This window comes from Halomonas sp. PAMB 3232, from assembly GCF_031954225.1.
Classification (GTDB): domain Bacteria; phylum Pseudomonadota; class Gammaproteobacteria; order Pseudomonadales; family Halomonadaceae; genus Vreelandella.
In genome coordinates, this window is the sequence record NZ_CP134865.1 from 938,030 (window position 1) to 963,451 (window position 25,422).

A 25,422-nucleotide genomic window follows, 5' to 3' on the forward strand; every position below is an offset into this window, starting at 1 on the left:
CGTTTTCCTCAAGCGGATGCGGTGTCTTCACTCAAGGGGAGGGTGATTTCAAATCCTGCTCCCCCGAGGGCGCTGTCGAACACGCCAATCGTCCCGCCGTGATCATTGATAATGCGGTGTACCATCGAAAGCCCCAGCCCGCTACCCTGGCCCACGGGCTTGGTGGTAAAAAACGGATCGAACACCTGCTGATGGTGCGATACCGGAATGCCCGGGCCGTCGTCCTCGACCCAAAGCGTCATTTCACGGCTGTTCTCCTGCGCGCGAACCCGGATAAGGCTAACCTCCGGCGCCTGGGCGGCGTTACGCAGCAGATTGGTCAGCACCTGCACGACCTGCTGGCCGTCGACCATGACCCAAAGCGGTGGAGTAGGAAGTTTGACGTCCAGCCGGATGCCGCGGGGCTCCAACTCCTCTTCCACCAGCTGGCTTGCGCTGGTGATAAGGTGATCGAGCGACTGCTTCTCTTTCTCCACGTTGTGCTGTCGGCCAAGCTCCATGAGCTGGCGCACGATCTCGACGATGCGCTCGACCTCGCCGCGAATACGCCCGAGCCGGGCGCGCTCGTCGTCGCCGATGACGTCGCGCCGCGCCAGGCGCTGGGCCTGGCCGTTGATGACGGTCAGCGGCGCGCCGATCTCATGGGCGACCCCGGCGGCCAGCACGCCAAGCTCGGCGAGTTTTTTGGATTTACGCAGGCGCTTTTCGAGTTCGATTTCGCGCTCCCGGCGGGCATCGATGTCGCGGTCCTTCTCGGCCATGGCGTCGAGCATGCCGTTGAGTCCGGAGGCCAGCCGGCGATACTCTGCTGGCCCTTCGACGCTTGCGCGCTGACGCCGGTCGCCATCCTCGACCAGCAGCATGACGCGCAGTAGCTGGTTCAATGGCCGCTCGATGTAGCGACGAAACCCCCACCAGATACTGAGTACGATACCGCCGGCGCCGATGATGAATACCAGCACCGCCACGATACTGATAAACCCCGTGTAGTTCTCGATGCCGGTGTTGAGTCGGTTGACCTGCAGCACGCCGTAGACGGTGCCGTCCTGGGTGCGCAGTGGAATCAGCGCCGAGTAGTAGGTCCAGCCGTCGTGCTGGCGGTAGTTGCTGTAAAGATCGTCCCGCGAGATCACGCTTTGAATCTCGTCCGGGGTGAAAAGATTCTTGCCAAGGCCCAGCCCGTAGATCTCCCGGCCCTGCACATCGAACACGTAGGCGCCGTAGATCCGGTGAAACGAGAACGCCGACTGCAGCGCCTCTTCCAGCGGCGCGGCGCTTTCGCGGGCGACGGCGTAGCTCAGCGAGGTGCTCAGCGCCCGGGTAATGATTTCGACCTCGGTTTGAAGCTTCGAGCGCACGTTGTCCTCGAGCGCCTTGATCGCCACGAAGCTGAACACCACCAGCGCCACGAACAGTGGCACGATGACCGTCAGAATCATTAAATTGCGTAAGCGCATCGCGTGTCCGTCGCCGCCAAGTGTTATTAAAAGCCGTTAAAAGTCATTCAAGCGTCAGTCAGTCGGTCGGCAGCAAGCGATAAAGCCCGCCCTGGTCGCTGTCGGTCAAAAGGTAAATGCCGCCGTCCGGGCCCTGGCGCACGTCGCGAATGCGCCCGACTTCACCTTCGAGCACCACCTCGCTCTCCACGGCGCGGCCGCTTTCGATCACGAAGCGCTCGAGCTTTTCGCTGGAAAGGCCGCCGGCCAGCAGGTTGCCCTGCCAGGCGGTAAAGCGCTCGCTGTTCACCTCGGCAAGCCCGGACGGCGCAAAGCGGCCCTCGAGGGCGACGGCCGGGCCGGTCATGCCCGGTTTTGAGTCGACGCCCAGCGGCTCGTTGGTGGCGTAATCGTTGCCCAGCGTGACCTCCGGCCAGCCATAGTTTTCGCCGGGCTGGATCAAGTTCAGCTCGTCGCCGGTGCGCGGGCCGTGCTCGGATACCCAAAGCTCGCCGTTGTCGCGAACGGTCATGCCCTGGATGTTGCGATTGCCCAGCGTATAGATTTCATCGAGCGTGGCGCCGTCATCGACGAACGGGTTGTCTGCCGGTACGCCGCCGGTCTCGGTCAGGCGCAGGGTAGAGCCGGCGTGGTCGTCGCGGGCCTGGGCACGGGTTGGGTCGGAGCCGCGATCGCCGACGCTCATGACCAGCGTGCCGTCGTCCAAAAACGCCAGCCGCGAGCCGTAGTGACGCCCGGGCCCCGAGGCCCGGTCCTGCTCGAACAGGTGCTCGAGCTCGCCCAGGCCATCGCCTTCCCAGCGCACCCGCGAAAGCGCCGTGCGCGTGCTGTTTTGATCCGGTTTACTCCAGGTGAAGTAGATCCAGTCGTGCTCGCCGTCACCAAACGCCGGATGGAGCACTACATCCAGAAGCCCGCCCTGGCCCTGGGTGCTGACCTCGGGCATGCCCTCGAGCGCCTCGATATGACCCTGATCATCCACCAGATTGAGCGCGCCGCTTCGTTCGCTCACCAGATACCGCCCGTCGGGTAGAAACGCGACCGCCCAGGGGCGAGTCAGGCCATCGGCTACGCGCTCGATCGAGAACGTGACGGCGTCGGTTGCAACGGCTTCATGGGTCATTTCGGCCTGGGCGCTACCGGCGCCGGTTAAAAGCACAAGCCCACCCAGAACGCCAAAGGCGCGGCGAAGGGACGAGGACAACGGGGCAGCGGGGTAGAACATGAGAGCTCTCCGACCAGGGTTTGACGTCGATCCAGCAGTGACTGCGCGTGTGCGAACAGGTTCCCTACACGCTACATCATAAACGCCAGCAATGCAGGCAGATAGAAAAGCGCCAAAAGCGTCGAGCAGAACACCAGGCTTGCCACGTAGACCGGTTCGCGCTGGGCACGCTGAGCGAACAGATAGTTGAACACCGCCACCGGCATGCACATTTGCAGCACCAGAATCATCTGCGCCAGTGCCGGCAGATTTAAAAGCTCGGCCACCAGCCAGGCCGTGACGGCGGCCAGCGGAATGCGCACCAGGCTAAAGCCGAGCCCCGAGCGCAGGTTGTCGACCCGGATGCTCGCCAGCGACACGCCGAGGGTGATCAGCATTAGCGGTACGGTAAAGCCGGACATCAGATCGACGGTGTTGGCGATCCAGCCAGGCAGCGCCGTGTCGGTGAGCATCAGCGCCATGCTGATCAAAATGGCGTAGACCGTCGGCGTTTTGACCAGCGTCTTGAGCGGATTACCCCGGCTCGAGAGCATGGCGCCTATCGTGAACTGAAAAAGCGAGACGGTCACCATGACGGTGATGCCATAGACGAAGCCGGCGCTGCCAAACGCGTAGAGCACCACCGGCAGGCCCATGTTGCCGGTGTTGGGGTACATCATGGGCGCGATGAGCACTTTCCAGTCGCGGCGCAAAAGCCTGGCCACGCCAAAGGACGCCATGCCCATCAGGCTGATGACCAGCGCGGCGGCCAGCATGGTCTTGCCGAAGGTGTGGGCATCGATCGAGGCGCCGGCAAGCGAAGCCAGCACCAACGCCGGCGTTCCAACGTTGAATACCAGCCGGGTGACGAATTCGATCGGGTAGGGGTAGCCCAGGCGCACCCAGAAAAAACCAAGGCCGGCACCGGCCAGCACCGGAGCCATCACGGCGAACAGTTCAACGAGCATGGAGCGTTCCTGGCAAGCGTAAACGCCTATTGTCATCAATCGGGTCGTTAGCTGGCAAGGTTTCCCGGTGATCGCACTGCCGCCAAACGCTAACACCGGGCGAAAACGCTAGGCGAACAGCGGCGGCGCCTGCCACTGGTGCGGCACGTGCTCGCGCAGGCAGCTCAACAGGGCGCTGACCCGGCGCGAGTGGTGGCCAAAGGCGTAGAGCATCGACACCGGCAGCGGCTGGGGCTCCCAGCCCGCCAAACACGGTACCAGCTCGCCGGGGTGGTGCATTTCGCGCTGATTGACGATCCAGTGCGGCAAAAGCCCGATACCCTGGCCGCTGGCGATCGCGTCCACGTGGATCAGCGTCTGATCCACCCTGAGCCGTGAGCGGGGCGGCGAAAACACGTACTCCGGGGCGCTGGCGTGATAAAGCGGCAGGCGCGTCGTGTCGGTGTCGAGCAGATCGATCCAGGCGTGGTGATCCAGATCACTTGGGTGAGCAAGCATGGGCGCCTGGGCCAGATAGCGCGGGCTTGCGTAAAGCCCGCGGGTGAGCTGACCCAGGCGCTCCTGGTTCAGCCCGCTTTCGTCGAGCGCGCCAAGCCAGATATGTACGCTGTTGGTTTGAAGCGTCGTGGACGGCCTTTCCCGGCTCTGAAGCGTCAACTCGATCCCCGGGTGGCGGTCCAGAAAGATATCCACGACTTTGGAGACCCAGTTGCGGGCAAGCGCGCCGTGAACCTCCAGCGTGATCTTGCCGCTGATCTCCTCACGAAGCTCCGACAGCGCCTCCTGGCTTTGCCTGGCCAGCGTTAAAAGCTCCGTGCAGTACCCATGAAAAAGAAGCCCGGCTTCGGTAGGCGTCAGCTGGTTCGCCTGGCGGCGTAGAAGCGGCTGGTTCAGGCGCGACTCGAGCTGGCTGATGCGCCGGCTCAGCGTGGATTTGGCCACCCCCATGCGCTGGGCGCTGCGGGTCAGGCTGCCGGTCGCCATGACATCCGAAAAAGCGTTGAGTTCGTCGAAGTCGTACATGAAAGCGGGCCCGCGAGCAAAAGAGTCACATTGTGCCAGTAATGCTCATAAATGAAAATAAGATCGATTTGTGTTGCGGTTCCGGCAACGCCACGTTCCCCCACGGGCGTGAATGGATGTGAGAGTATTTGAATGCTAATTATTAGCATTCAGAAAACGATAACACTATTACGATATCCGGATCTTCATAGGAACTGCGTCATGTCATTCCCCTTGCGCAAAACGCTGCTGGCGAGCGCGATCTCCTCTTTGGTCGCCGTCCCGGCCTGGGCCCAGCAAAGCACCTCGTTGAACAATGTCGTGGTCACGGCGGCCGGCTTCGAGCAACAAATCACCAATGCCCCTGCGTCCATCAGCGTGCTCAGCCGTGAGGATATCGAGCGCGGTCATTATCAGGATGTCACCGACGCGCTGCGTAACGTACCCGGGCTCATCGTGACCGGTGGGGGCGCCGGGGATAACGGTAACGATATTTCGATTCGCGGCATGCCCTCTGAATATACCCTGATTCTCGTCGATGGTCGGCCACAAAACACCCGCGAGACGCGACCCAACGGCAGCGGCGGTTTCGAGCAGGATTGGCTGCCGCCGCTGCAGGCGATCGAGCGTATCGAAGTCGTGCGCGGACCGATGTCGACCCTGTACGGCTCCGACGCCATCGGCGGGGTCATCAACGTGATCACCCGCACCGTGGCCGACAGCTGGCACGGCAACGTACAGATCGACACCGTCATTCAGGAGAACAGCGAGTCCGGCGACAGCCGCCAGGCCAACTTCTACGCCGGCGGCCCGCTGGTGCAGGATATTCTCGGGCTCGAGGTGTATGGCCGCGCCTCCGAGCGCGACGAGGACGACATCGTCGACGGCTACGAGGAGCGAAGCCTGCAGAGCCTGACCGCCAAGCTGAGCCTGGACGCCAGCGACAATCACGATTTCAGCCTCGAGGCGGGCGTGACCGAACAGGATCGCCGCTCCCGGGTCGGCAAATCGGCCCCCGCCGAGGGCTGCCGCGGGCCATGCACCGACAGCTTCAACGAGTACACCCACGAGCACGTTGCGCTGACCCACAGCGGCAGCTTCGGCTGGGGCACCACGGAAACCTACCTGCAGCGGGAAAGCAGCGAAAACGATTCGCGCGAAATCGAGATCACCAACACCACGGCGAAATCCACCGCGGTACTACCGCTGGGTGCGCACATGGTCACCGTCGGGGCGAGCTACGAAGAAGAGGAGCTCGACGACGGCACCACCAACCAGATTTCCGATCTCGAACAGATCGACCAGTACCGCTGGGCGCTGTTCGCCGAGGACGAGTGGATGCTCGCGCCCACCTGGGCGCTGACCGGTGGCCTGCGTCTGGACAAGGACGAGAACTTCGGCAGCCACCTAAGCCCCAGGCTTTACAGCGTCTGGAACATGACGCCGGACTGGACGTTGAAAGGCGGCGTTTCCACCGGTTTCCGCGCCCCGGCGCTGCGTGAAATCACCCCCGGCTGGGGGCAGGTCAGCCGCGGCGGTAATATCTACGGCAATCCGGATCTCGAGCCCGAAACCTCGCTCAACAAGGAGATCGCGCTGCTCTACGGCGACGAAGCCGGCCTCAACGGCAGCTTCACGCTGTTCCACAACGATTTCGACGACAAGATCACCCGTATCGGCTGCCCGATCGCGGTCTGCCCGGACGGCGCCAACGACTTCGGCAGCGACCCGACCTACCGCGTGAACGTCGATGAGGCCGTCACCCAGGGCGTGGAGGCGAGCCTCGGCGCGCCGATCACCGACGCGATCTCGCTCAGCGGCAGCTACACCTACACCGACTCCGAGCAGAAAAGCGGCGAGTTCGAGGGCAACCCGCTGACCCAGCTGCCCAAGCACGAAGTGGCCGCCTCGCTCGACTGGCAGATCGACAGCCAACTGAGCCATTGGACGCGGGTCACCTACCGCGGCGAAGAGAGCCAGCCCACCGGCGGTCGCTCCTCGGGCTCGCTGGTCGCGCCGTCCTATACCCTCGTCGATACCGGTTTTGGCTATGATCTGAACGACACCACCACGGTGAGTGCCGGTATCTACAACCTGTTCGACAAGACGATCCGCCCCGACGACTACAGCTACGCCGAAGACGGCCGCCGCTTCTGGCTGGGCCTGAACGTCGACTTTTAAGGCTCTTTCGAAGCGCTCTTTTAAAGCTTGCTTTTAAAATCCTTGGCGCTTCATCTCAAACGGCTACCTTCGGGTAGCCGTTTTTTCGTGCGCACGAAAAAGCCCCGGCCAGGGCCGGGGCTGAATCAGTAAGCGAGATCAAGCGAGCCGCTTGCGAGCATTGCGTGGTCGGTTAGAACTCGTAGGTCGCGGAGAGCCAGTAGCTGCGACCATCAAGTGCCACGCCGTCGGTGGCGCGACCGGTCTGGGTATAGTCGTAGGCGATATACGTTTCGCCGTCGAAGTCGTAGGTGTCGTAGCCACCGAAGTCCTTGTCGAACAGGTTATACACCGTGCCGGTCAGACGCAGGCTATCGGTGAAACGGTAGGTCGAGCGCAGGTTGAAAAGCTCGTAGCCGTCGAGCTTGTTGCCCAGCTGCTCGACCAGCGCCGCGGAGCTTCCCGACACGTTGCCGGAGAAGCGCTCGCGGGAAGAGTAGTACTCGCCCTCAAGGGTGGTGCTCCACTGCGGGGTGATCGCCCAGGAAAGGTCCGCAGTCAGCTTGTGTTTGGGCGCGTTGGTCAGCTTTTGTCCTTCGTTATCGCCGGAGGTCACTTCGGTATCGGTGAAGGTGTAGCCACCGCTAATGCGCCAGGCCGGGTCGAACTGGTAGCTCGAGATCAGCTCGACGCCGCGGGTTTCGGCGCGGTCGACGTTGACGGAGCGGTTGAAGCTGTCCTGACTGACGAAATCGCCCACGCTGATGCAGTTGGCCGCGTTCGCGAAGGGCCGGTTGCCGTCGCTGTCGATGAACTGGCAGTTGGGAATGTCGTCGCCGCTTGAGATGCGGTCGCGGAACTGGGTGAAGAACACCGTGGCGCCGGCGGAGAAGCCGTCGAGATTGTCGTAAATCGCGCCGATTTCGTAGTTGGTGCTTTTTTCCGGTTCGAGATTTGGCGACCCCAGGCTCGCGGACTTGCCCTGGTTGCCAAAGCCGTTCACGCCGTCGTGAAGCTGATTGAGCGTCGGCGTTTTGTAGCCCTGGCTGATACCGCCCTTGAGCGTCCACTCGTCGGTGGTGTTCCACACCAGATACCCCCGCGGGCTGAAGTGGCCGTCGAAGGCGTCGTGATGCTCGTAGCGTCCACCCAGTGTCAGCGCCAGATCATCACGCAAGAACCATTCGTCCTCGACGAACAGCGCCCAGCTCGACTGGCTGAACTCCTCGTTGCCAGCGGTGGCATCACGTAGGTCGGCGTCGATGTATTGACCGCCCACTGTGAGCATGTGCGCGTCAAGCGGCGCGACGAATTTGGTATCGACGACGACGTCGCGGTTTTCCAGCGTGCGCGGCTCGCCGCCCAGGGCGAAGTAGCCGTAGTCCGGCGCGTTGCCGGCGGGCAGCGTGCGGCCAAGCGATTCGGTTTCGTTGCGCGTGATGCTGGTGTCCCAGGTCCCTGCGGCAAGGCGCGCGGAGTGGCCCAGCGCGATCTGGTCGCGCTGGAAGCGAAGCTCGTCCTCGTAGCCAAAGAACTCGGTGGGGGCGGGCGTTTCGCAGTCGTTGCGGCGCAGGCCGTCGCGGCTACCCAGCCGGCAGTCGGTATTGTCGTAGACCTGGCGGGCGCGCTCGGCGTCGAGCCAGATCTCGTGGGTGTCGTTGGGCGTGAAGCTGAGCCGGCCGCCGATGGAGTAGATACGCGCCTCGGACGGGCGCGGGTCACGGCCGACGCTCTCGTCCACCAGCCGCTCGGAGCTGTCGCGATCGAACACGCGCCCACGCAGCTGCACGCCAAGGGTATCCTCGATGAGCGGGCCGGTGGCGTAAAGATTCAGCGTCGAGCTGTTGCCCGCGTCGCGGTCCTCCTGGAAGGTGTTTTCGACGGTGACCGAGCCCGCCCAGTCGGTGCCGACGCGGCGAGTGATGATGTTGACTACCCCGCCGAGGGCGTCAGAGCCGTAAAGCGTGGACATCGGCCCGCGAATGACCTCGATACGCTCGATGGCGGAAAGCGGCGGCATGAAGCTGGTGGCGGTCGAGCCAAAGCCGTTCGGCGTCACGTCCCCTGAGGTGTTCTGGCGGCGGCCGTCGATCAGGATCAGCGTATAGTCGCTGGGCATACCGCGAATCGAAATGCTCTGACCGCCGGTTTTGCCCGTGCCCGCCCGTACGTCCACGCCCGGTACGTCACGAATCGCCTCGGCGATGCTGGAGAACTGGTTCTGCTCCAGCTCCTGACGCGTCACGACCGAGATGCTCGCCGGGGCGTTGTTGAGCGTTTGCTCGTAGCCGGCGGCGGTCACGACCATGCTGTCCAGGTGGGTCGCGCTTTGCTGGGCGTGTGCGGCGCCGGCGGTGGTTCCCAGCGCAATGGCGCTGGCGAGGGCGGTGCGAGTAAAACGAGCCATGAAACAACACTTACTTGAAGAACGATCTTGAAGACCGATGCGATCGATGTTTTGGTTTGAATGATATTTGTTATCAAATGCGATCGAGAGTCTAAAAACAAGAGTTCCCAATATCGAGCTAAAAATAAGGAACGATGCGTTGCAAAAAAGGGAACTTTTAGCACGTTATCGATATGGCCTTACGCACGGCGCTGCCATTGTGAGCGAATTGCTAAAAGTGGAACGAGCCATTCGGCAGGATGGTAATGCAATCGCTTTTGAGAATCGTTATTATCATCGCCATCGATAAGCGGCAGGTATTCTCAGGAGAGTCAAATGGCGGGTAAAGCGCGCGGTACGATGAAGGCAACGACGTTCAACGCGGCGTGGCGTGTGGGGCTGGCCGGGGCACTGATGGGCGCGTTACTGACGAGCCAGGCCCAGGCGCGTACGCTCGACACCGCCTATGGCGAGGTCGAGGTGGACGGCACCCCGGAGCGGGTCGTCACGGTGTACGAAGGCGCACTCGACGCCTCCATCGCCGCCGGTATCATGCCGCTGGGCGCGGTGACCACCCGCGGCGGCACCGATGTCGCCGACTATATCACCGACTACTTTACTCAAGCGTTCGACGGCGAGCGTCCGGAAGTCGTGGGCGTGGTGCGTGAAATCAACATCGAAGCGGTGCTTGCCCAGCAGCCGGACCTGATTCTGGCCGCACCGCAACTGCCCGAAGAGCAGTACCAGCTGCTCTCGCGCATCGCGCCGACCGTGGTGCCCCCGGGCAATGGGTTCAAGCCGGACAACTGGGAGAGAGAAGCGCGCCTGTTCGGTGAAGCGCTCAACCGCCAAAGCGCCGTCGAAGAGGCGATCACCGCCGTCGATGAACGCGTCGACGCGCTTTCCGCGCGTATTGCAGAAAACCACCCGGACGAAAGCGCTTATGTGGTGCGCTGGATGCCGAGCGGCGCCATGGTGATGTCCGAAAACCTGATCGCTACCGGGCTTCTCAACCGCGTGGGCGTGAACGTCAGCGACGCCGGTCTGATCGAAGAGGGCAGCGCTCACAGCGACGTGCTGAGCCTTGAAAACCTCTCCATGATCGATGGCGACTGGCTGTTTCTGGCCACCCTCAATGAAGAGGGCCAGCAGGCGCTGGATGCCGCGCGTGAAAGCGCCGCCTTCTCGCGCCTGAACGTCGCGCAGCAGGAGCATGTCGTGCCCGTCGATGGCCAGCTCTGGAGCAGCGCCAGCGGCCCGCTGGCGGCGCTGGCCATTCTCGATGATATCGAAGACGCACTGCTGCCGTGACCAGCCTTGCCAGTGTGGCGAGCGGCTCTCTCGCGCGCCGCTCGTCACGCCATTGGATGCTGGCTCTGCTCACCGCCCTCGTGGCGGTGAGCGCGTTGAGCCTGTTGATCGGCGCGGGCAGCGTTGGCCCGACGCGCATTCTGGCGTTTTTGCAGGGTAGCGCCGACGACGAGGTGCGCTTTGTCATGTGGGAGCTTCGTGCGCCGCGCACGCTGATTGGCATCGTGGTGGGCATGGCGCTGGGCGTGGCCGGGGCGCTGTTGCAGGCGGTGTCGCGTAATCCGCTGGCGGAGCCCGGACTTCTGGGCGTGAGCGCCGGCGCCGCCTTTGCCGTGGCGCTGGCGCTGGTGCTGGGGGCGAGTGCGGCGACGCTGCGCATTTCCGTGGCCCAGCTCGGCGCGCTGGCCGGCTGTGTCTGCGTGATGAGCGTGGCGCGGTTTCGCGGCGTGGGCAACGACCCGGTGCGGCTGGTGTTGGCGGGGGCGGCGTTTTCCGGGCTTTTGGGCTCGCTGACCTCGCTGCTGCTTTTGTATGATCAGCGCGCGGCGGACGAGATTCGCTTCTGGGTGGTCGGCAGCCTGGCCGGGCGGCGTTTGGATGACCTGGTCAGCGTGCTGCCGAGCCTGATGGTGGCCGCGGCCGCAGTCGCGGTGACCGCGCGGCCCCTGGCGTCGCTGGCGCTCGGTGAGCGCGCCGCCTCCGGGCTTGGCCATCGCCCCGGTTTGATCCGCTGGATCGTGATTGGCAGCGTTGCGCTGTTGGTCGGCGCGGCCACGGCGATTGCCGGGCCGATCGCCTTCGTCGGCCTGGTGGTGCCGTTCGTCGCCCGCGCCCTGGCGGGGCCAGACATTCGCCGTACGCTCTGGTTCTGCCTTCCCATTGGGCCGTTGATCGTGGTGAGTGCCGATATCATCTCACGGGTGGTGGTGGCGCCCTCGGAGCTTCCGTTAGGGGTGCTGACCGCGCTATGCGGCGCGCCGGTGCTGATCGCCGTGGTTCGCGCGCGGCGTTTGCCCATGCTTTAATGCTCGCGCTTAGCCGCCGCGCCTCGATACCCGTTTTTAGAGATACCTGTGTTTAGCCACAACGCTCTTTTATTTGCCGGCGATTTATCCAGTGACGACTCCATCAGTGACCATGGCTTCCAAAACGACCGCCACCTCCGAGTACCTCTCGGGGGCCACCTCTCAACCGCGCGCCGTGAATGACGCGCCGCCGGGCTACTGGTGCCTGGCCTGGCAGGGCAGGGAGAATATCTATAGCGTGCTGCTCGAGCGCCGCGCCGTGGCGGTCAATCTGGGGCTTTTGCTTGCCCTGTTGATCGCCGGGGTGGCGTATCTGAGCTTTGGCAGCGTGCCGCTATCCGTGAGCGAGGTCATCCCGGCGCTGGTCGGCCGAGGCGACATGATGGCCACCTTCATGGTGTCGGAGCTTCGCCTGCCAAGGCTAACGGCGGCCTGCCTGACCGGCGCCGCCTTTGCGCTGGCGGGCGTGCTGATGCAAACCCTGGCGGGCAACCGGCTGGCAACGCCGGGCATCATCGGCATCGACAACGGCGCCACGGCCTTCGCCATTGCCTCGGTCATTGGCGTGGGCGTGACCATCGCCCCGCCGGCCATGGCGCTGGCCGGGGCGGCCACCGCCGCCGCCATCACCTTCGGGCTTTCCGCCGGTAGCGGCACCCAGGGCTATCGCTTCATCGTCGCCGGTATCGGCGTGGGCGCGGTCTTCGGCGCGCTCACCCAGTTCTATCTTGCCCGCGTGCCGATCGACACCGCCAACGCCGCCTACCCCTGGACCGTCGGCACGCTCAACGCCCGCTCGCCCGGCGCTGTATGGCTGCTGGCCGCGGGGCTTTCTGTCGGCGTGGTACTGGCGATGGGGTTGGCGCGGTCACTATCGATTCTGCGCTTTAGAGACGCCGTCGCCAGCGGCCTGGGCGTGAAGGTGAAAGCCTGCCGGATTCAGGTGCTTGCCCTTTCCGTGGTGCTCACGGGCTTGGCCGTGGCGGTGGCCGGCCCCGTGGGCATGGTGGCGCTGATCGGCCCGGAAATTGCCCGCTCGCTTTCAAGTTCGCGCCACGTGCCGGTGCTGGCCGCCGCGCTCGCCGGCGCCCTGGTCATGGTGCTGGCGGATCTGGCCGGGCGCACGCTGCTCGCGCCGATCGAGATTCCGGTGGGGATCGTGACCGCCGTGGTCGGGGGCCCCTGGCTTTTATGGATACTGATGCGCCCACAAAGGAGCCGCCCATGAGCACGTCCCACGACACGCCGGCGCCCACACTTTCGACCCAGGCGCTGGACATGAGCTACGGCGCCCGCCGGGTGATCCGTGAGCTGGCGCTTGACCTGCCGAGCGGCAAGGTGACCGCGATCGTTGGGCCCAACGGCTGCGGTAAATCCACGCTGCTCGCCGGGCTTTCCCGGCTGCACAAGCCGGAAAGCGGCGCGGTGCTGCTCGACGGCGCCGATATTCAGGCACTTCCCGCTAAAACCCTGGCCAAACAGCTTGCGCTGCTGCCCCAGGAAGCGATCGCCCCGGAAGGGCTGACCGTGACCGAGCTGATCCGCTTTGGCCGCCAGCCCCACCAGGGGTGGCTGCGCCAGTGGTCACCGGAAGATCAAAAGATCGTGCAGTACGCGCTCACCGCCGCCGGACTCGAGGCGTTGGCCGACCGCCCGCTCGAGGCGCTCTCCGGCGGGCAGCGCCAGCGCGCCTGGATCGCCATGACCATCGCCCAGCAAACGCCGCTGCTGCTGCTCGACGAGCCCACCTCGGCGCTGGATCTCGGCCACCAGATCGAGGTGTTCGAACTGGTGCAAAAGCTGGCCAGTGAAGGCCGCACCGTGGTGATGGTGCTGCACGACCTGGCCAGCGCCTGCCGCTACGCCGACCACCTCATCGCCATGAATGAGGGACGCATCGTCGCCGAAGGTGCGCCCTCCAGGATCGTCACGCCGGCACTTGTCCGCACGCTCTACCAGGTCGACTGCACGCTGCTCACCGACCCGGATACCGGCAGCCCGCTGATCGCCAACGTGCGCCGGGCGGTCAGTGCCTGATGGCTAGCGGTTGATCAACACCGCGTCCAAAGTGACCGGCACGTGATCGGCGATCTGCTGATAACCCAAAAGCGACATGACGCTGCGTACCGTGTTGTTGGCCATCAGCGTGCTGCCATCCAGTTCCATCGGCTCGGCGTGAGTCACCCGCACCTGGTTCAAGCCCTCGCGGGTAAAGCGAAGCGGCACCTCTTCCTGGCGGTTGATGCCTTCGTTCTGCACGCGAAAGGTGAGCGTCTCGACCATCGACTCACCGATATCCAGCGCGTCCAAACGCTCCGGCGGCATCTGAGCGGTCAGCGTCACCAAAGTGGAGTCGGTCAACAGCCGCGCCCACACCGGCAGATCCCCAAAGCGTGAGAGCAGGTCGGTTTGGTTGAGCCTGAGCGGCAAGGTCAGGGTACCGTCCGGCGAGATGGTGCCCTGAAGGTTGCGCACCTGATGATGATGGGTTTGCGGCGAAGGGCCGTCGAGCTGCGTGATACTCGCCTGCACCTGGGACTGGCTCGAATCCAGCTGCCAATCCGCGAAGGCGGGGGCCGCCAGCATCAGCGGTACAAGAGCAAACAAGGCTTTCATGGCATGTCTCCACAGTAAGGACTCCACAGCAGACTCGCCCCTCGGGTAAAAGTGCCGTGGTCATCGCAAGATAGCGCCCCAAGGGTAGCCTCGCCCCGCCACATTCGCTATGATATGCACGCTTTTCGGGCCTATAGCTCAGTTGGTTAGAGCAGGGGACTCATAATCCCTTGGTCGTAGGTTCAAGTCCTACTGGGCCCACCATTTAAATTTAAATCCAACTCCCCCCTCCTTTCTTTGTTGTGTTTAAACGCAATGCTGCTTGGTAGTAAAGAATCCCCCTGTTGATTAATTAATGTGGCTATTCATTACAGACGATCATTGCTTTTCGGCAATCGAACGTAATGCTTAACTATTAGCTTATTTTGTCAGCGAGCTTTAATGGTCAAGCCCTCACGTCAGATGATATGAAGCCAAGTTAATTATAAAAGCCAGGAGCATGGATATGGGCAAGCAGCACATCACCGACTACCACGCCAAGTACTTCGCCTACGAGCTGACACGTCAGAGGCGGGGCGGAAACGTGGATCGGCTGGCAGCTTCGCTGTTCGACGCCTCGGTAGATCTCAACCCCCACCAGATCGATGCTGCTTTGTTCGCCTTGCAGAACCCGCTGGCCAAAGGGGTGTTGCTGGCCGACGAGGTGGGGCTGGGCAAGACGATCGAAGCAGCGCTAGTCATTTGCCAGTATTGGGCAGAGCGCCGACGCCGCTTGGTAGTAATTGCACCGGCTGCTCTCCGCAAGCAGTGGGCGACCGAGCTGGCCGAGAAGTTCCACTTGCCCACCCAGGTGCTGGATGCCCGCACCTACAAGCAGCAGCGTGATCAGGGTATCTACGATCCGCTGGATCAGGACGTCATCAGCGTGATGTCCTACCACTTCGCGGCCAAGCTGGAACCTCAGCTGCGCACCATCCCCTGGGATTTGGTGGTGATCGACGAGGCCCACAAGCTGCGTAATGCCCACCGCGAGAGTCATCGCACCGGGCAGGCCATCAAGCGGGCCTTCGCCGGCAGCCGGAAGCTGCTGCTCACCGCCACGCCATTGCAGAACTCACTGCTTGAGCTCTATGGGCTCTCCACGGTGATCGATGACCAGCTGTTTGGGGACGCGATCAGCTTCCGCCGCCAGTTTATGCGCGGTGGTAATGACATCGAGGGGCTGCGACGCCGGCTGGAGGAGTTTGCTAAACGCACCCTGCGCCGTCAGGTGCTGGAGTATGTGCAGTACACCGAGCGCAAAGCGCTGACGATTCCCTTCACCCCCTCCCAGGATGAACAGCGGCTCTATCATCTGGTCTCCGGCTATCTGGAGCGCGAAGACAGCTATGGCGTGCCCACTCGCCAACGCCACCTGGTATCTCTGGTCATCCGCAAGCTGCTGGCGTCATCCACCACCGCCATCATCCAGACGCTGGAGACGCTCAAGCAGCGGCTGGAGTCGCTGCATGACCGGCATCAGGTCGAACAGGACTGGCTGGAGCGGCTGCTGGCCGATGAGTCGCTTGATGAGGAGCTGTTGGAAGCAGCGGAAGCCGATGAAGTGGAGGAGGCTGAGGCCCGGTATCTGGAACAAGAGGTCAATCCCACTCGCTTGCAGGGTGAGATCGCCGAAATCGAGCAGTACCTGAGCCTGGCTCGGGGGATTCACGAGGATGCCAAGTCCCATGCGCTGGTCACGGCGTTGGAAACCGGCTTCGCTCGCATGGATGAGATGGGGGCACCGCGCAAGGCGGTGCTGTTCACCGAGTCGCGGCGCACCCTGGAGTACCTCAGCCGCTTTTTGGAGCGGCATGGCTTTGCCGATCAGGTCGTGACTTTCAGTGGCACCAACAACAGCCCGGGAGTGACGGGCATCTACCAGCGCTGGCTGTCAGAGCATGCCGGCAGCGACCGAGTGACAGGTAGCCCCGCCATCGACCGCCGTACTGCCATCATCGATCACTTTCGGGACCGAGCGCAGATCCTGGTGGCTACCGAGGCGGCTGCCGAAGGGGTCAACCTGCAGTTCTGCAACCTGGTAGTGAACTATGATCTGCCCTGGAACCCTCAGCGGGTGGAGCAGCGCATCGGTCGCTGCCACCGGTATGGCCAGCAGTTTGACGTGGTGGTGGTCAACTTCCTCAACCAGCGCAATGAGGCCGACAAGCGCGTTCTTGAGCTTCTGAGCGAGAAGTTCCAGCTGTTCGATGGTCTATTTGGCGCATCTGATGAGATTCTCGGTCGGCTGGAGTCTGGGGTGGATGTCGAGAAGCGTATCGCCGATATCTACGCTACCTGCCGCACGCCAGACGCCATCGAGGCGGCCTTCGCTGAGCTGCGTGATCAGCTGGAGGCCGATATCGATGCCCGCATGAAAGAGACGGAGAGCAAGCTGCTCGAGCATTTCGACGAACAGATCCACGACCTGCTGCGCGTTCAGCGTGACAAGGCCGAGGCCCAGCTCGAACGCACCGGTAAGCTGTTCTGGAAGCTGACCCGGCACTGCCTGGCGGAGCAGGCCAAGTTCAACGACAGCAGCCTGACCTTTCACTTAGAGGCTTCCCCGATACAGAGCGTGCCTGCCGGTGACTACTGGCTCATTCGTAAGGGGAAGGGCATCAAGCCGCCCGAGCATGCCCACGTTTATCGGCTGACCCATCCGCTGGGCGAGCATGTTCTCGATAGCGGTTGCCGCCGGGAGACGCCGGTCGCCACCCTGCGCTTCCAGCTATCCGATCACCCCCTACGAATCTCGGTACTCGAACAGCTTTCCACTCGCAGTGGCTGGCTGGAGCTGAATCTGCTCGAGCTGGACAGCTTTCAGCACGAGGAGCACCTGGTCTTCTCTGCCCTGGCTGACGATGGCACATACCTCGATCAGGAAGCCAGTGAGCGGCTCTTCAACGTGACGGCGGTGGTAGTACCCGATAGCGCAGCCGAATTCCCTCAGGAGCTCCCTGCGCTGGCCAGGCGGCAGCTGGATGCCACCCTCAGCCGTGTGCTTGAGGAGAATCACAGCTACTTTCAGCGCGAGCGCGACAAGCTGGAGGCCTGGGCGGATGATCAGGTCGCTTCCAGTGAAGCGCAACTGGAGGACACGCGGGCCAAGATCAAGGATGCCAAGCGCCGCTCACGCACCGCCGAGACCCTTGAGGAGCAGAAGGCCGCGCAGGAAGCGCTCAAGACGCTTGAGCGTCAGCAGCGCCGCGACCGTCAGGCGATCTTCGACGTGCAGGACGAGATCGAGGAGAAGCGCGACGCGCTCATCGATGCCCTGGAGCGCCAGATGCACCGCAAGAGCCAGACGCATCGACTTTTCCGGGTTCGATGGGAGCTGGTTTGAGAGGGGCTTTTACACAGTCAACCTGTACGGGATAATGAAAAACCGTATGAGACGTGGCGGCTGCGAGAGCTGCGTGCTTCACAAGGTTTATTGGCGCTCTCGAGGGTTCCAAACGGGAACTGTCGGATCGCCAACTATTTTTTTAAATTAAGGGTTGTTAATGTCATCGTCTACTCAACAAATTAAAGCCAAGCAGCGCCGAGAAAAGTTTGCCGAACTGCTGCGAGAAATGTTTCAGCTCAACCAGCCGGAGCTGGATTTTGGTCTCTATCGCATTATGCATGCCCGCAAAGACGACATTAACCGTTTTATTGAAAAAGACTTACCTAGCATCACCCAAAAAGCCTTCAGCCAGTTTGCTAGCCAGGACAAAACCCAGCTAGAGGTGGAGTTGGAAAAAGCTCGTAAAGCCGCCGAAGATGCAGGCTTTAGTCCCGAGGATTCTCCTAAAGTCAAGGAGTTGCAAGCGCAGCTCAACGACGGCTTTGATCTTGCCCGCGAAGAGGGCGAAGTTTACGATGCTCTGATCACCTTCTTTAACCGCTACTACAGCGAAGGCGACTTTCTCTCCCGCCGCGTCTACAAAGATGGCACCTACGCCATTCCCTACCAGGGCGAAGAGGTGGTGTTGCACTGGGCCAATAAAGACCAGTACTACATCAAAAGCAGCGAAACCCTACGCGACTACAGCTTCCGCCTCAATCCTAACGCAGGGCCCGAGGAAGCCCCCTTGCGCGTGCATTTCAAACTGGTGGATGCCGACGCCGGCGCCAAGGACAACAACAAGGAAACCGCCGACAATAAGCGCATGTTTGTACTGGACGCCGAGCAGCCGTTCGAGCTGATTGAGGGCGAGCCCAACGACAAAGGCGAAACTCACAACGAGCTGCAATGCCGTTTTCACTTCCGCGCCGCCACTGAGGCCGATTGGACCGACAAAATCAAAGCCAATGCCACAGAGGCGGCCGGCAAAAAACCACCCGCTCAGGATGTCTTGCTCGCTATCGCCGAAGAGCGCCTGTTGGGCGACCATGCCGCACTGCCGGAACCCTGGAAATCCGCCCTGGGCCAAGCCTATCGTAAAGCTGACGGCGAGCTGGCTGACTATTCCATGTTGGCCGGCCAACTCAACAACTACACTAAAAAGAACAACTTTGACTATTTTATCCACAAAGATCTGGACGGCTTTTTAACCCAGGAGCTGGATTTCTATATCAAAAACGAATTGCTGGACTGGGCGGATATTGTCTCTCTAAAGAACGATACTGCTCGACTGGGGCCGCTTCTGAGCAAAATTGAGGTGATTCGTTCCCTAGGTGAGAAAATTATCGCCTTTCTGGCGCAGCTGGAGAATTTCCAGAAAAAGCTTTGGCTGAAAAAGAAATTTGTTACAGAGACAAACTACTGCATTACGCTGGATCAGTTGGAAGAGCAGCCCGACCTGTTGGCCACAGCGTTTGAAAACGAGAAGCAACTTAAGGATTGGGAGTGTCTTTACAAGATAGATCTTAAGCAATTGGAAAAAGATCGGAAGTCGTTGGGCTGGACGGAGCTTCTGGCCAAGCCTGAATACCGCTATATGATGGTGGATACGGGGCATTTTGAAGAGAACTACAAAGCAAGGGTTTTGGCTGGTATTGAAAGCCTGGATGAACAATGTGAAGGTTTGCTAGTTCGCTCGGAGAATTTTCAGGCACTTAATATTCTAAAGGAAAAGTATAAGGAAAACGTAGACTGTATATATATTGATCCGCCTTACAATACAGGTGGTGACGGATTTTTATACAAAGATAGCTACCAGCACGCTAGCTGGCTTTCTATGATCAACGATAGAACTCTGAATGCAATTCCCTTTGTGAAAAACGATTCAGCTATTTTTGTATCGATAGACGAAAATGAGCAACCTAATCTACGAAAGATCATGGATGTAACGTGGGGGGAAGAAAATTTTGTAGCAGATTTAGTTTGGGCGGCAGGAAGGAAAAATGACTCGAAGCTTGTCTCTGTATCTCATGAATATATGTTGACGTATGCCGCAAATCGACAGTATCTGACCGACAATAAATCGACGTGGCGTCAAAAGAAAAAAGGACTCAATGATATATATAAAAAGGAAAAATCGTTAAGAAAGGAATTTGGTGTTGATTATCAAACGATGACGCGCGAAATGAAGGATTGGTACAGGAGTCTTCCAGACGGCCATCCTGCAAAGGATCATAAGCATTATTGCGTTCTCGATGAAAAAGGACTTTACTTTCCCGCAGATATATCGTGGCCGGGTGGAGGTGGCCCGCGATACCCCGTGAATCACCCTGAGACAGGGAAGCCAGTGAAAGTTCCCGCTCGAGGTTGGATGACTGGAGATGAAGATAAAATGAAGCAGTGGATCGAGGAGGGTCTCGTCCATTTTGGCGATACCGAAGATTCTGTTCCCTGCATTAAGTCGTATTTAAGAGATAAGGAGTATCAGCCGCCCTATAGTGTCTTTTATCAAGATGGCCGTGCCGCAACTAAACGACTGAGGCATATATTGGGTTCAGATGATTTTGGCTATCCCAAAGATGAAAAAGTTATTGCCGAATGCGTTGGTATGGTTGCGAAAAATAAAGGTTTAGTGCTTGACTACTTCGCGGGGTCGGGTACAACCGCGCACGCAGTTATTGACTTAAACAGAAAGGATGACACGGGGCTAAAGTACATCTTAGTGGAAATGGGTGATTACTTCGACACTGCTATTAGGCCAAGGATTGAAAAGCTGGCGTATTCTGACAAATGGAAATGCGGTAAGCCTGAAGAGCCGCGAGGAATTAGTCATAGCTTCAAGTATATACGGCTCGAAAGCTACGAGGACGCTTTGGGGAATTTGGCACTTAACCGTGCTCCAGGACAACAACAATTACTAAACGAACCCGACGAGTCGAATAAATTCGAAGCGCGTCAAGCCTATGTGATGAACTATATGCTGGAAGTCGAAACCCGTGACTCCCAGTCGCTGTTAAATACGCGCCAGTTTGTCGACCCCACTCAATACAAACTCAATGTCCGCCCCTCCAGTGGCGATGAAACCCGCCCGGTCAATGTGGACCTGCTGGAAACCTTTAACTACCTACTGGGACTGACGGTAGAGCATATTGCCGCGCCCATCCATTTTGACGCCGAGCTAAGCCAGGGTGAGTACGGCCGTTGGCAGGCCAAGGTTAAACGTAGTGAATCCGGCAAATGGTGGTTCCGTACCGTCTACGGTACCAACCGCGCCGGCCAGCAGGTGCTGGTGGTCTGGCGCAACCTGCCCAGTGTGATCGAGGGTGTGGAAGATGGCATCAAACTGGATAACGCCGTGCTGGATGCGGTGCTGATTGAAAAATTGGCCATTCGCTTGACCGAGAGCCGCGATGACGAGGTGGATGTACTTTACGTGAATGGCGACCACAATATCGCAATACCCCGCAACCGCAAGGGCGAGCCCATGGAGCAGGCGCGTATTCAGCTGATTGAGGAAGCCTTTCACCGGCTGATGTTCGCCGACACCGAGCAGGGGGTGTAAGCCACTATGGCAGCTCGTAAAGCGACCCAAAAAGCCAAAAAGACCCTGCAGTTTCGTCACCATCTGGTGCTCAATCAGTGGCTGTTCTCCCTGTTTGGTTTTGATTCGCTGAACGGCAACTACGATGTCGGCAAGCGCGAAGCATCGACACTGGAAGCCTTTCGCGATCGATTCCAACTGATCGGAGAAACCAGCGGCCGCAATGCCGAGGGCGAACATCTATTGGTGCAGCGCATTCGCGAAAACCTTACCGATGATGCCCTGCTCAGCGATGAGCAGTTGCTGGAGTACGACCGGCGCATCAAGGCATTAACCGATACCATCAATAACGCGCGCTTAACCGCCAATGAAGAGCCCATTGAATGGAAGTACTTTCAGTACCTGATGCTGCTGTTCACGGAAATCTATCTGGACTATCTGTTTACTAAGCCCGAAGAGTTGTTGGAGGGTTTGAACCAGCAGATAGAGCGCTGGAATAACCACTGGGTGGTGGAGCAGGGGTTTAATCACAAGCCGTTGGGGTTGCTCAACCCGGATGACGACCTCTGGCCGCAGCTGAATATGGTGGCCTACTGGAGTGCCACCGGCTCCGGCAAGACGCTAATCATGCATGCCAATATCCTGCAGTACCGTTATTACTTGCAGCGATATGGCAAGGCCGGGGATATTAACAAGATTATTCTTCTTACGCCCAACGAGGGGCTGACCCATCAGCACCTGGTGGATCTGGAAAAGTCAGGCATTCGGGCCAGTGAGTTCTCTGCCAAGGGCGGCGATTTGTTCGCGCAAGACGTGATTGTGATCGACATCAACAAGCTGCGCGACAGCGAAAAACAGAAAACCGTGGCGGTGGACTCCTTCGGCTCGCGCAACCTCCTGTTAGTGGACGAAGGCCACCGGGGCACCGCCAGCGGTGGCGGTAGCTGGTACGAGTACCGGCAAAAGCTCTGCGTCCTGGGTTTTTCCTTTGAGTATTCCGCCACCTTCGCCCAATCCAGCATCAAGCACGACAATCTGCGCCAGACCTACACCAAGGCCATACTGTTCGACTACTCCTACCGCCACTTCTACGGCGACGGTTACGGCAAGCAGTCTCAGATTCTCAATATCGAGGCCGCCACCAAGGACGATCAATTTCGTTACCAGGTGGCTTCGTTGTTGAGTTTTTATCAACAGCTGCGCCTTTTTGCAGAACACTCGAAAACATTTGTGCCCTTCAATCTACAAACACCGCTGTGGGTGTTTGTCACCTCCAAGGTCACGAAAGGCTTCGATACCAAGGAAGCTAATGACATGGTGCAGGTGCTTCAATTCCTGGACCGGGTACTGAGTAAGCCAGCCGACACAGTCGCAGCTATAGAAACCCTGCTCAATCGCGGTATGGTCGGTAAAGGTGGCGTAGACCGATTGCATGGCCGCTTTAATTACCTCAAAGAGCTGGGGGAAAGTGCAGAGAAGCTATACATGGACTTGCTGGACCGGGTTTTCCACTGCGGCGGTGGCCGTCTGCATATCGAAAATATTACCGGCGTAGCTGGCGAAATCGCTCTGCGTGGCGGCACATCAGACACGCCCTTTGGCGTGATTAACGTCGGCGACGACGCCAAGCTTGTTAAACTCTGCGACAAGCACGACCTGCTGGTGCAGGATGCTCGCTTCAGCGAGTCGCTATTCCGGGCTATTAATCACGATGGCAGCGAAATAAACCTGCTGCTCGGGGCCAAAAAATTTACCGAAGGCTGGAGTAGTTGGCGGGTCTCAAACATGACCCTGCTGAACGTGGGTAAAAACGAAGGCGCCCAGATTATTCAACTCTTCGGCCGCGGCGTGCGCCTGCAGGGCTGGAATACCACGCTGAAACGCTCTGCTGAGTTGGCCACCCAACTGAAAGCCGCCGGCATCGAGCGACCTCGCCATATTGGATTGCTGGAAACCCTGAATATATTCGGCGTTAAAGCCGATTATATCGCCCAGTTTAAAAAAGAGCTGGAAGACGAAGATATTCCCGTCAACGAAGGACTGGAAGAGTTTGTTTTGCCGCTTAACCCCATGAACAACCTGCCGGACAACCTGAACGTGCTCCGGGTAAAAGACAGCATCGCTAACAAGGCGATTGGCGGTGCGGGTAGTGCTTTCATGCAGTTGGCGGAGCAGGTGGTGCTTAAAGCGCCCAAAGCGCTAACACCATCGGAAGTCGACTATTTTTGCAGTCCGCCCCGAGTCAACTTGGATTTCTACCCCCAGGTCGGCTCCTTCGCTACAGATCGGCAGGGCATACGTGCCGTAGGCGCCCAACAGCAGTGGCTCAAAAGTACACAGCTGGCCTTGCTAGATAGCCGCAAATTGTATTTTGAGCTGCTCGCGTTCAAGCGCGACAAGCGCTGGTCCAACCTGACCATTACTCAGAATGTAGTGGACGAGTTGCTGCAGGATACCAGCTGGTACCGCCTCTACGCGCCAGATGAAGCCATGGAGCCGGGCCGACTAGAGCGCCTCGGCCTATGGCACGATATGGCGATTGCGCTCTTGCGAAAATACTGTGAAATGTTTTATGGGCTACGGCGCAAGCAATGGGAAGGGGATAAGCTGGAATATCGCCCAATCACCGAGAACAACAAATATCTGCCAGGCGTAAGCGAAGACACGCCGGCTGGCAGCTATTTAGTGACACTGGACCGTGTACGCCACGAATCGCTGATCAATCAATTAGACGTCTTACGAGCCAAAATGGCGGAAAATGACGTCAATGCCTGGAATGGCCAAATCCGGGAAGGGCTGGAATTTATCTGGTGTGAGCCGCACTTCTATCAGCCGCTACTGGCATCCACCCAAGGTCTCGATTTTCAGGTGACGCCTGTATCACTAAACAAGGGCGAGGCCGATTTCGTCAAAGATCTCCAGCAGGCTGTAGAGGCCAAGCTATTCAATGACTTCGATGTCTATTTTCTGCGCAACCAAACAGGGCAAGGCTCCGTGGGCGTGTTCATCGACGGCGGCTTCAAACCAGATTTCATCTTGTGGCTTGTCAAAGGTAACCAACAAAAGGTCATATTCATCGATCCCAAAGGCCTCCGCCACCATAAGCCAGAAGACCCGAAAGTCTGCTTTTACGAAACCATTAAAGCTGTCGAAGCTGATTTGAGAAAGACGGCCAATAGCAGCAGTAATATTGAGCTGTATGCCTTCCTTATTTCGGAAACTCACTCATCACATCTAATCAGTGAATGGAAAGATGAAGATGGGAATCCGGTGACGCGGGAACTTATGGAGTCCTGGAACATTCTGTTTCGTGAGGAAGATGAACGTTACATTGAAAAGCTACTTACACATGTTAATGCTACAGGCCAAAATTGAATGATCGTAGAGGCTTGATAATGATACACCAACGACAGCCACCGACCTGCTGGATCGTTGCAGGCCCCAACGGTGCTGGCAAGACGACGTTCGCCCTTCACTACTTGCCCCAGGTGGCCAAGTGCGCGCGCTTCATCAATGCTGACCTGATCGCCGCCGGGCTGTCGCCGTTGGCTCCGGAGCGTGAATTGCTCGCGGCTAGCCGGATTTTCCTGCGCGAGATCGAAGACGCCATCGAGGACGGAGAGGACTTCGCCTTCGAGACGACTCTATCGGGAAGGGGATATCTGAGCTTGGTGAAACGGCTACTCTCAAACAGTTGGCGAGTCGAGCTAGTCTATCTAGCGCTGCCCTCGGTGGAGATGTCTCGCTTGCGCGTCGCAGAACGTGTCGCTCACGGCGGCCACAACATCCCGTTGAAAGACATCCAGCGTCGATTCCCTCGCAGCCTGAATAACCTGCTGACACTCTATGCTCCCAACGTTTCTCGGGCGCGATGCTTCATGAACGCCGGTGGCACCCCTGAGCTGGTTTTCGAGCAGATAGGTTCGCAGCGCAATATTCTCGATGACCGCCACTATAATTCCCTAGTCAAGGAGGCACGACCATGACTCAGCCGACACCGGATACCCAAACAATGCTCGACAGTCTCCGTGCCGCAGTCGCCGAGACCCTGGAGCGCAAGCGGCGTCTGGGCCAGTACGCAGTGTTCTGGCAAGACGGCAAGCCAGTGCTTGAGGGTGATGATGCGCCGCCACAACAGGCGGGTGAGCAATATGGCCAGGACCAGGAGTCGTATTGATAGGTGCTTGCTCGCTTCGGCATGCCGCATGCGGCGGTTCAGCGCATGCGGCAACATGGCTATAGGATCATGCGCTCGAGGAAGCGTTATCCGGAGTGGGAAGCTGCTTGCCACAATCACGAGAGGGCTACTTTGGTTGCGGCTTGGTTGCCGACTGAGTGAATTCCGTGTGAGCCATGTAATGAGTGGAAAGCCGTAAGCTTTTGAAATTAATAAGCTATGCGTTGCAGGCGCGATCCTCGAAACGGCTTGGTTGCACTCATAATCC

16 protein-coding genes and 1 tRNA gene are annotated in these 25,422 nt (G+C 59.6%); 11 read left to right on the forward strand and 6 right to left on the reverse strand.

Translation table 11 applies throughout. From position 1 onward, the window contains the following. Nucleotides 1-8 precede the first annotated feature (8 nt). The 4 genes from RN346_RS04375 to RN346_RS04390 form a co-directional block, all read right to left on the reverse strand. Nucleotides 9-1,457 carry an ATP-binding protein gene (locus RN346_RS04375; RefSeq protein WP_263584796.1) on the reverse strand — a complete coding sequence of 483 codons (1,449 nt, stop codon included), beginning with the start codon at nucleotides 1,455-1,457 and terminating at the stop codon, nucleotides 9-11. A 58-nt stretch (nucleotides 1,458-1,515) separates the two neighbouring features. Beyond that, on the reverse strand, nucleotides 1,516-2,682 hold the full coding sequence (locus RN346_RS04380; protein ID WP_311962243.1) for a PQQ-dependent sugar dehydrogenase: 1,167 nt from the start codon (nucleotides 2,680-2,682) through the stop codon (nucleotides 1,516-1,518). A 71-nt stretch (nucleotides 2,683-2,753) separates the two neighbouring features. After that, on the reverse strand, nucleotides 2,754-3,629 hold the full coding sequence (locus tag RN346_RS04385) for an AEC family transporter (RefSeq protein ID WP_311960318.1): 876 nt from the start codon (nucleotides 3,627-3,629) through the stop codon (nucleotides 2,754-2,756). A 108-nt stretch (nucleotides 3,630-3,737) separates the two neighbouring features. Continuing rightward, nucleotides 3,738-4,652, reverse strand: coding sequence for a LysR family transcriptional regulator (locus RN346_RS04390; protein WP_311962244.1), 915 nt, complete (start codon nucleotides 4,650-4,652; stop codon nucleotides 3,738-3,740). Between the two features lie 201 nt (nucleotides 4,653-4,853). On the opposite strand from RN346_RS04390, the gene RN346_RS04395 reads away from it, so the two are divergent. Further along, nucleotides 4,854-6,812, forward strand: coding sequence for a ligand-gated channel protein (locus RN346_RS04395; RefSeq protein ID WP_311960319.1), 1,959 nt, complete (start codon nucleotides 4,854-4,856; stop codon nucleotides 6,810-6,812). 172 nt (nucleotides 6,813-6,984) lie between these two features. On the opposite strand, the gene RN346_RS04400 is transcribed toward RN346_RS04395, so the two are convergent. Next, nucleotides 6,985-9,198: a TonB-dependent receptor domain-containing protein gene (locus RN346_RS04400; RefSeq protein ID WP_311962245.1), complete on the reverse strand. Its 2,214-nt coding sequence runs from the start codon at nucleotides 9,196-9,198 to the stop codon at nucleotides 6,985-6,987. 315 nt (nucleotides 9,199-9,513) lie between these two features. Here RN346_RS04400 and RN346_RS04405 point away from each other — a divergent pair, with 315 nt between their 5' ends. The 4 genes from RN346_RS04405 (at nucleotide 9,514) to RN346_RS04420 (ending at nucleotide 13,550) form a co-directional block, all read left to right on the forward strand. After that, a complete protein-coding gene (locus RN346_RS04405) occupies nucleotides 9,514-10,488 on the forward strand; it encodes an ABC transporter substrate-binding protein (protein ID WP_409335785.1) in 975 nt (324 codons plus the stop codon). 56 nt (nucleotides 10,489-10,544) lie between these two features. Next, a complete protein-coding gene (locus RN346_RS04410; protein ID WP_311962247.1) occupies nucleotides 10,545-11,513 on the forward strand; it encodes an iron ABC transporter permease in 969 nt (322 codons plus the stop codon). Nucleotides 11,514-11,625: 112 nt separating this feature from the next. Beyond that, nucleotides 11,626-12,741 carry an iron ABC transporter permease gene (locus RN346_RS04415; protein WP_311962249.1) on the forward strand — a complete coding sequence of 372 codons (1,116 nt, stop codon included), beginning with the start codon at nucleotides 11,626-11,628 and terminating at the stop codon, nucleotides 12,739-12,741. Continuing rightward, nucleotides 12,738-13,550, forward strand: coding sequence for an ABC transporter ATP-binding protein (locus RN346_RS04420; protein ID WP_311962250.1), 813 nt, complete (start codon nucleotides 12,738-12,740; stop codon nucleotides 13,548-13,550). Before RN346_RS04415 ends, RN346_RS04420 begins: the two co-directional genes overlap by 4 nt. A gap of 3 nt (nucleotides 13,551-13,553) precedes the next feature. On the opposite strand, the gene RN346_RS04425 is transcribed toward RN346_RS04420, so the two are convergent. After that, nucleotides 13,554-14,129 (reverse strand): hypothetical protein, encoded by a 576-nt coding sequence (locus RN346_RS04425; RefSeq protein WP_311960324.1) that lies wholly within the window; start codon nucleotides 14,127-14,129, stop codon nucleotides 13,554-13,556. Nucleotides 14,130-14,256: 127 nt separating this feature from the next. Here RN346_RS04425 and RN346_RS04430 point away from each other — a divergent pair. The 6 genes from RN346_RS04430 (at nucleotide 14,257) to RN346_RS04455 (ending at nucleotide 25,154) form a co-directional block, all read left to right on the forward strand. Then, nucleotides 14,257-14,333, forward strand: a tRNA-Ile gene (locus RN346_RS04430). A 241-nt stretch (nucleotides 14,334-14,574) separates the two neighbouring features. After that, a complete protein-coding gene (locus RN346_RS04435) occupies nucleotides 14,575-17,454 on the forward strand; it encodes an SNF2-related protein (RefSeq protein ID WP_311962251.1) in 2,880 nt (959 codons plus the stop codon). Nucleotides 17,455-17,614: 160 nt separating this feature from the next. After that, nucleotides 17,615-20,998, forward strand: a complete 3,384-nt coding sequence (locus RN346_RS04440; RefSeq protein WP_311962252.1) for a site-specific DNA-methyltransferase — start codon at nucleotides 17,615-17,617, stop codon at nucleotides 20,996-20,998. A gap of 6 nt (nucleotides 20,999-21,004) precedes the next feature. Beyond that, entirely contained in the window at nucleotides 21,005-24,352 is a 3,348-nt protein-coding gene (locus RN346_RS04445; protein WP_311962253.1) for a DEAD/DEAH box helicase family protein, read from the forward strand. A 20-nt stretch (nucleotides 24,353-24,372) separates the two neighbouring features. Further along, on the forward strand, nucleotides 24,373-24,963 hold the full coding sequence (locus RN346_RS04450) for an AAA family ATPase (protein WP_311962254.1): 591 nt from the start codon (nucleotides 24,373-24,375) through the stop codon (nucleotides 24,961-24,963). Further along, on the forward strand, nucleotides 24,960-25,154 hold the full coding sequence (locus RN346_RS04455) for a hypothetical protein (protein ID WP_311962255.1): 195 nt from the start codon (nucleotides 24,960-24,962) through the stop codon (nucleotides 25,152-25,154). The genes RN346_RS04450 and RN346_RS04455 overlap by 4 nt, the downstream gene beginning before the upstream one ends. Nucleotides 25,155-25,422 lie beyond the last annotated feature (268 nt).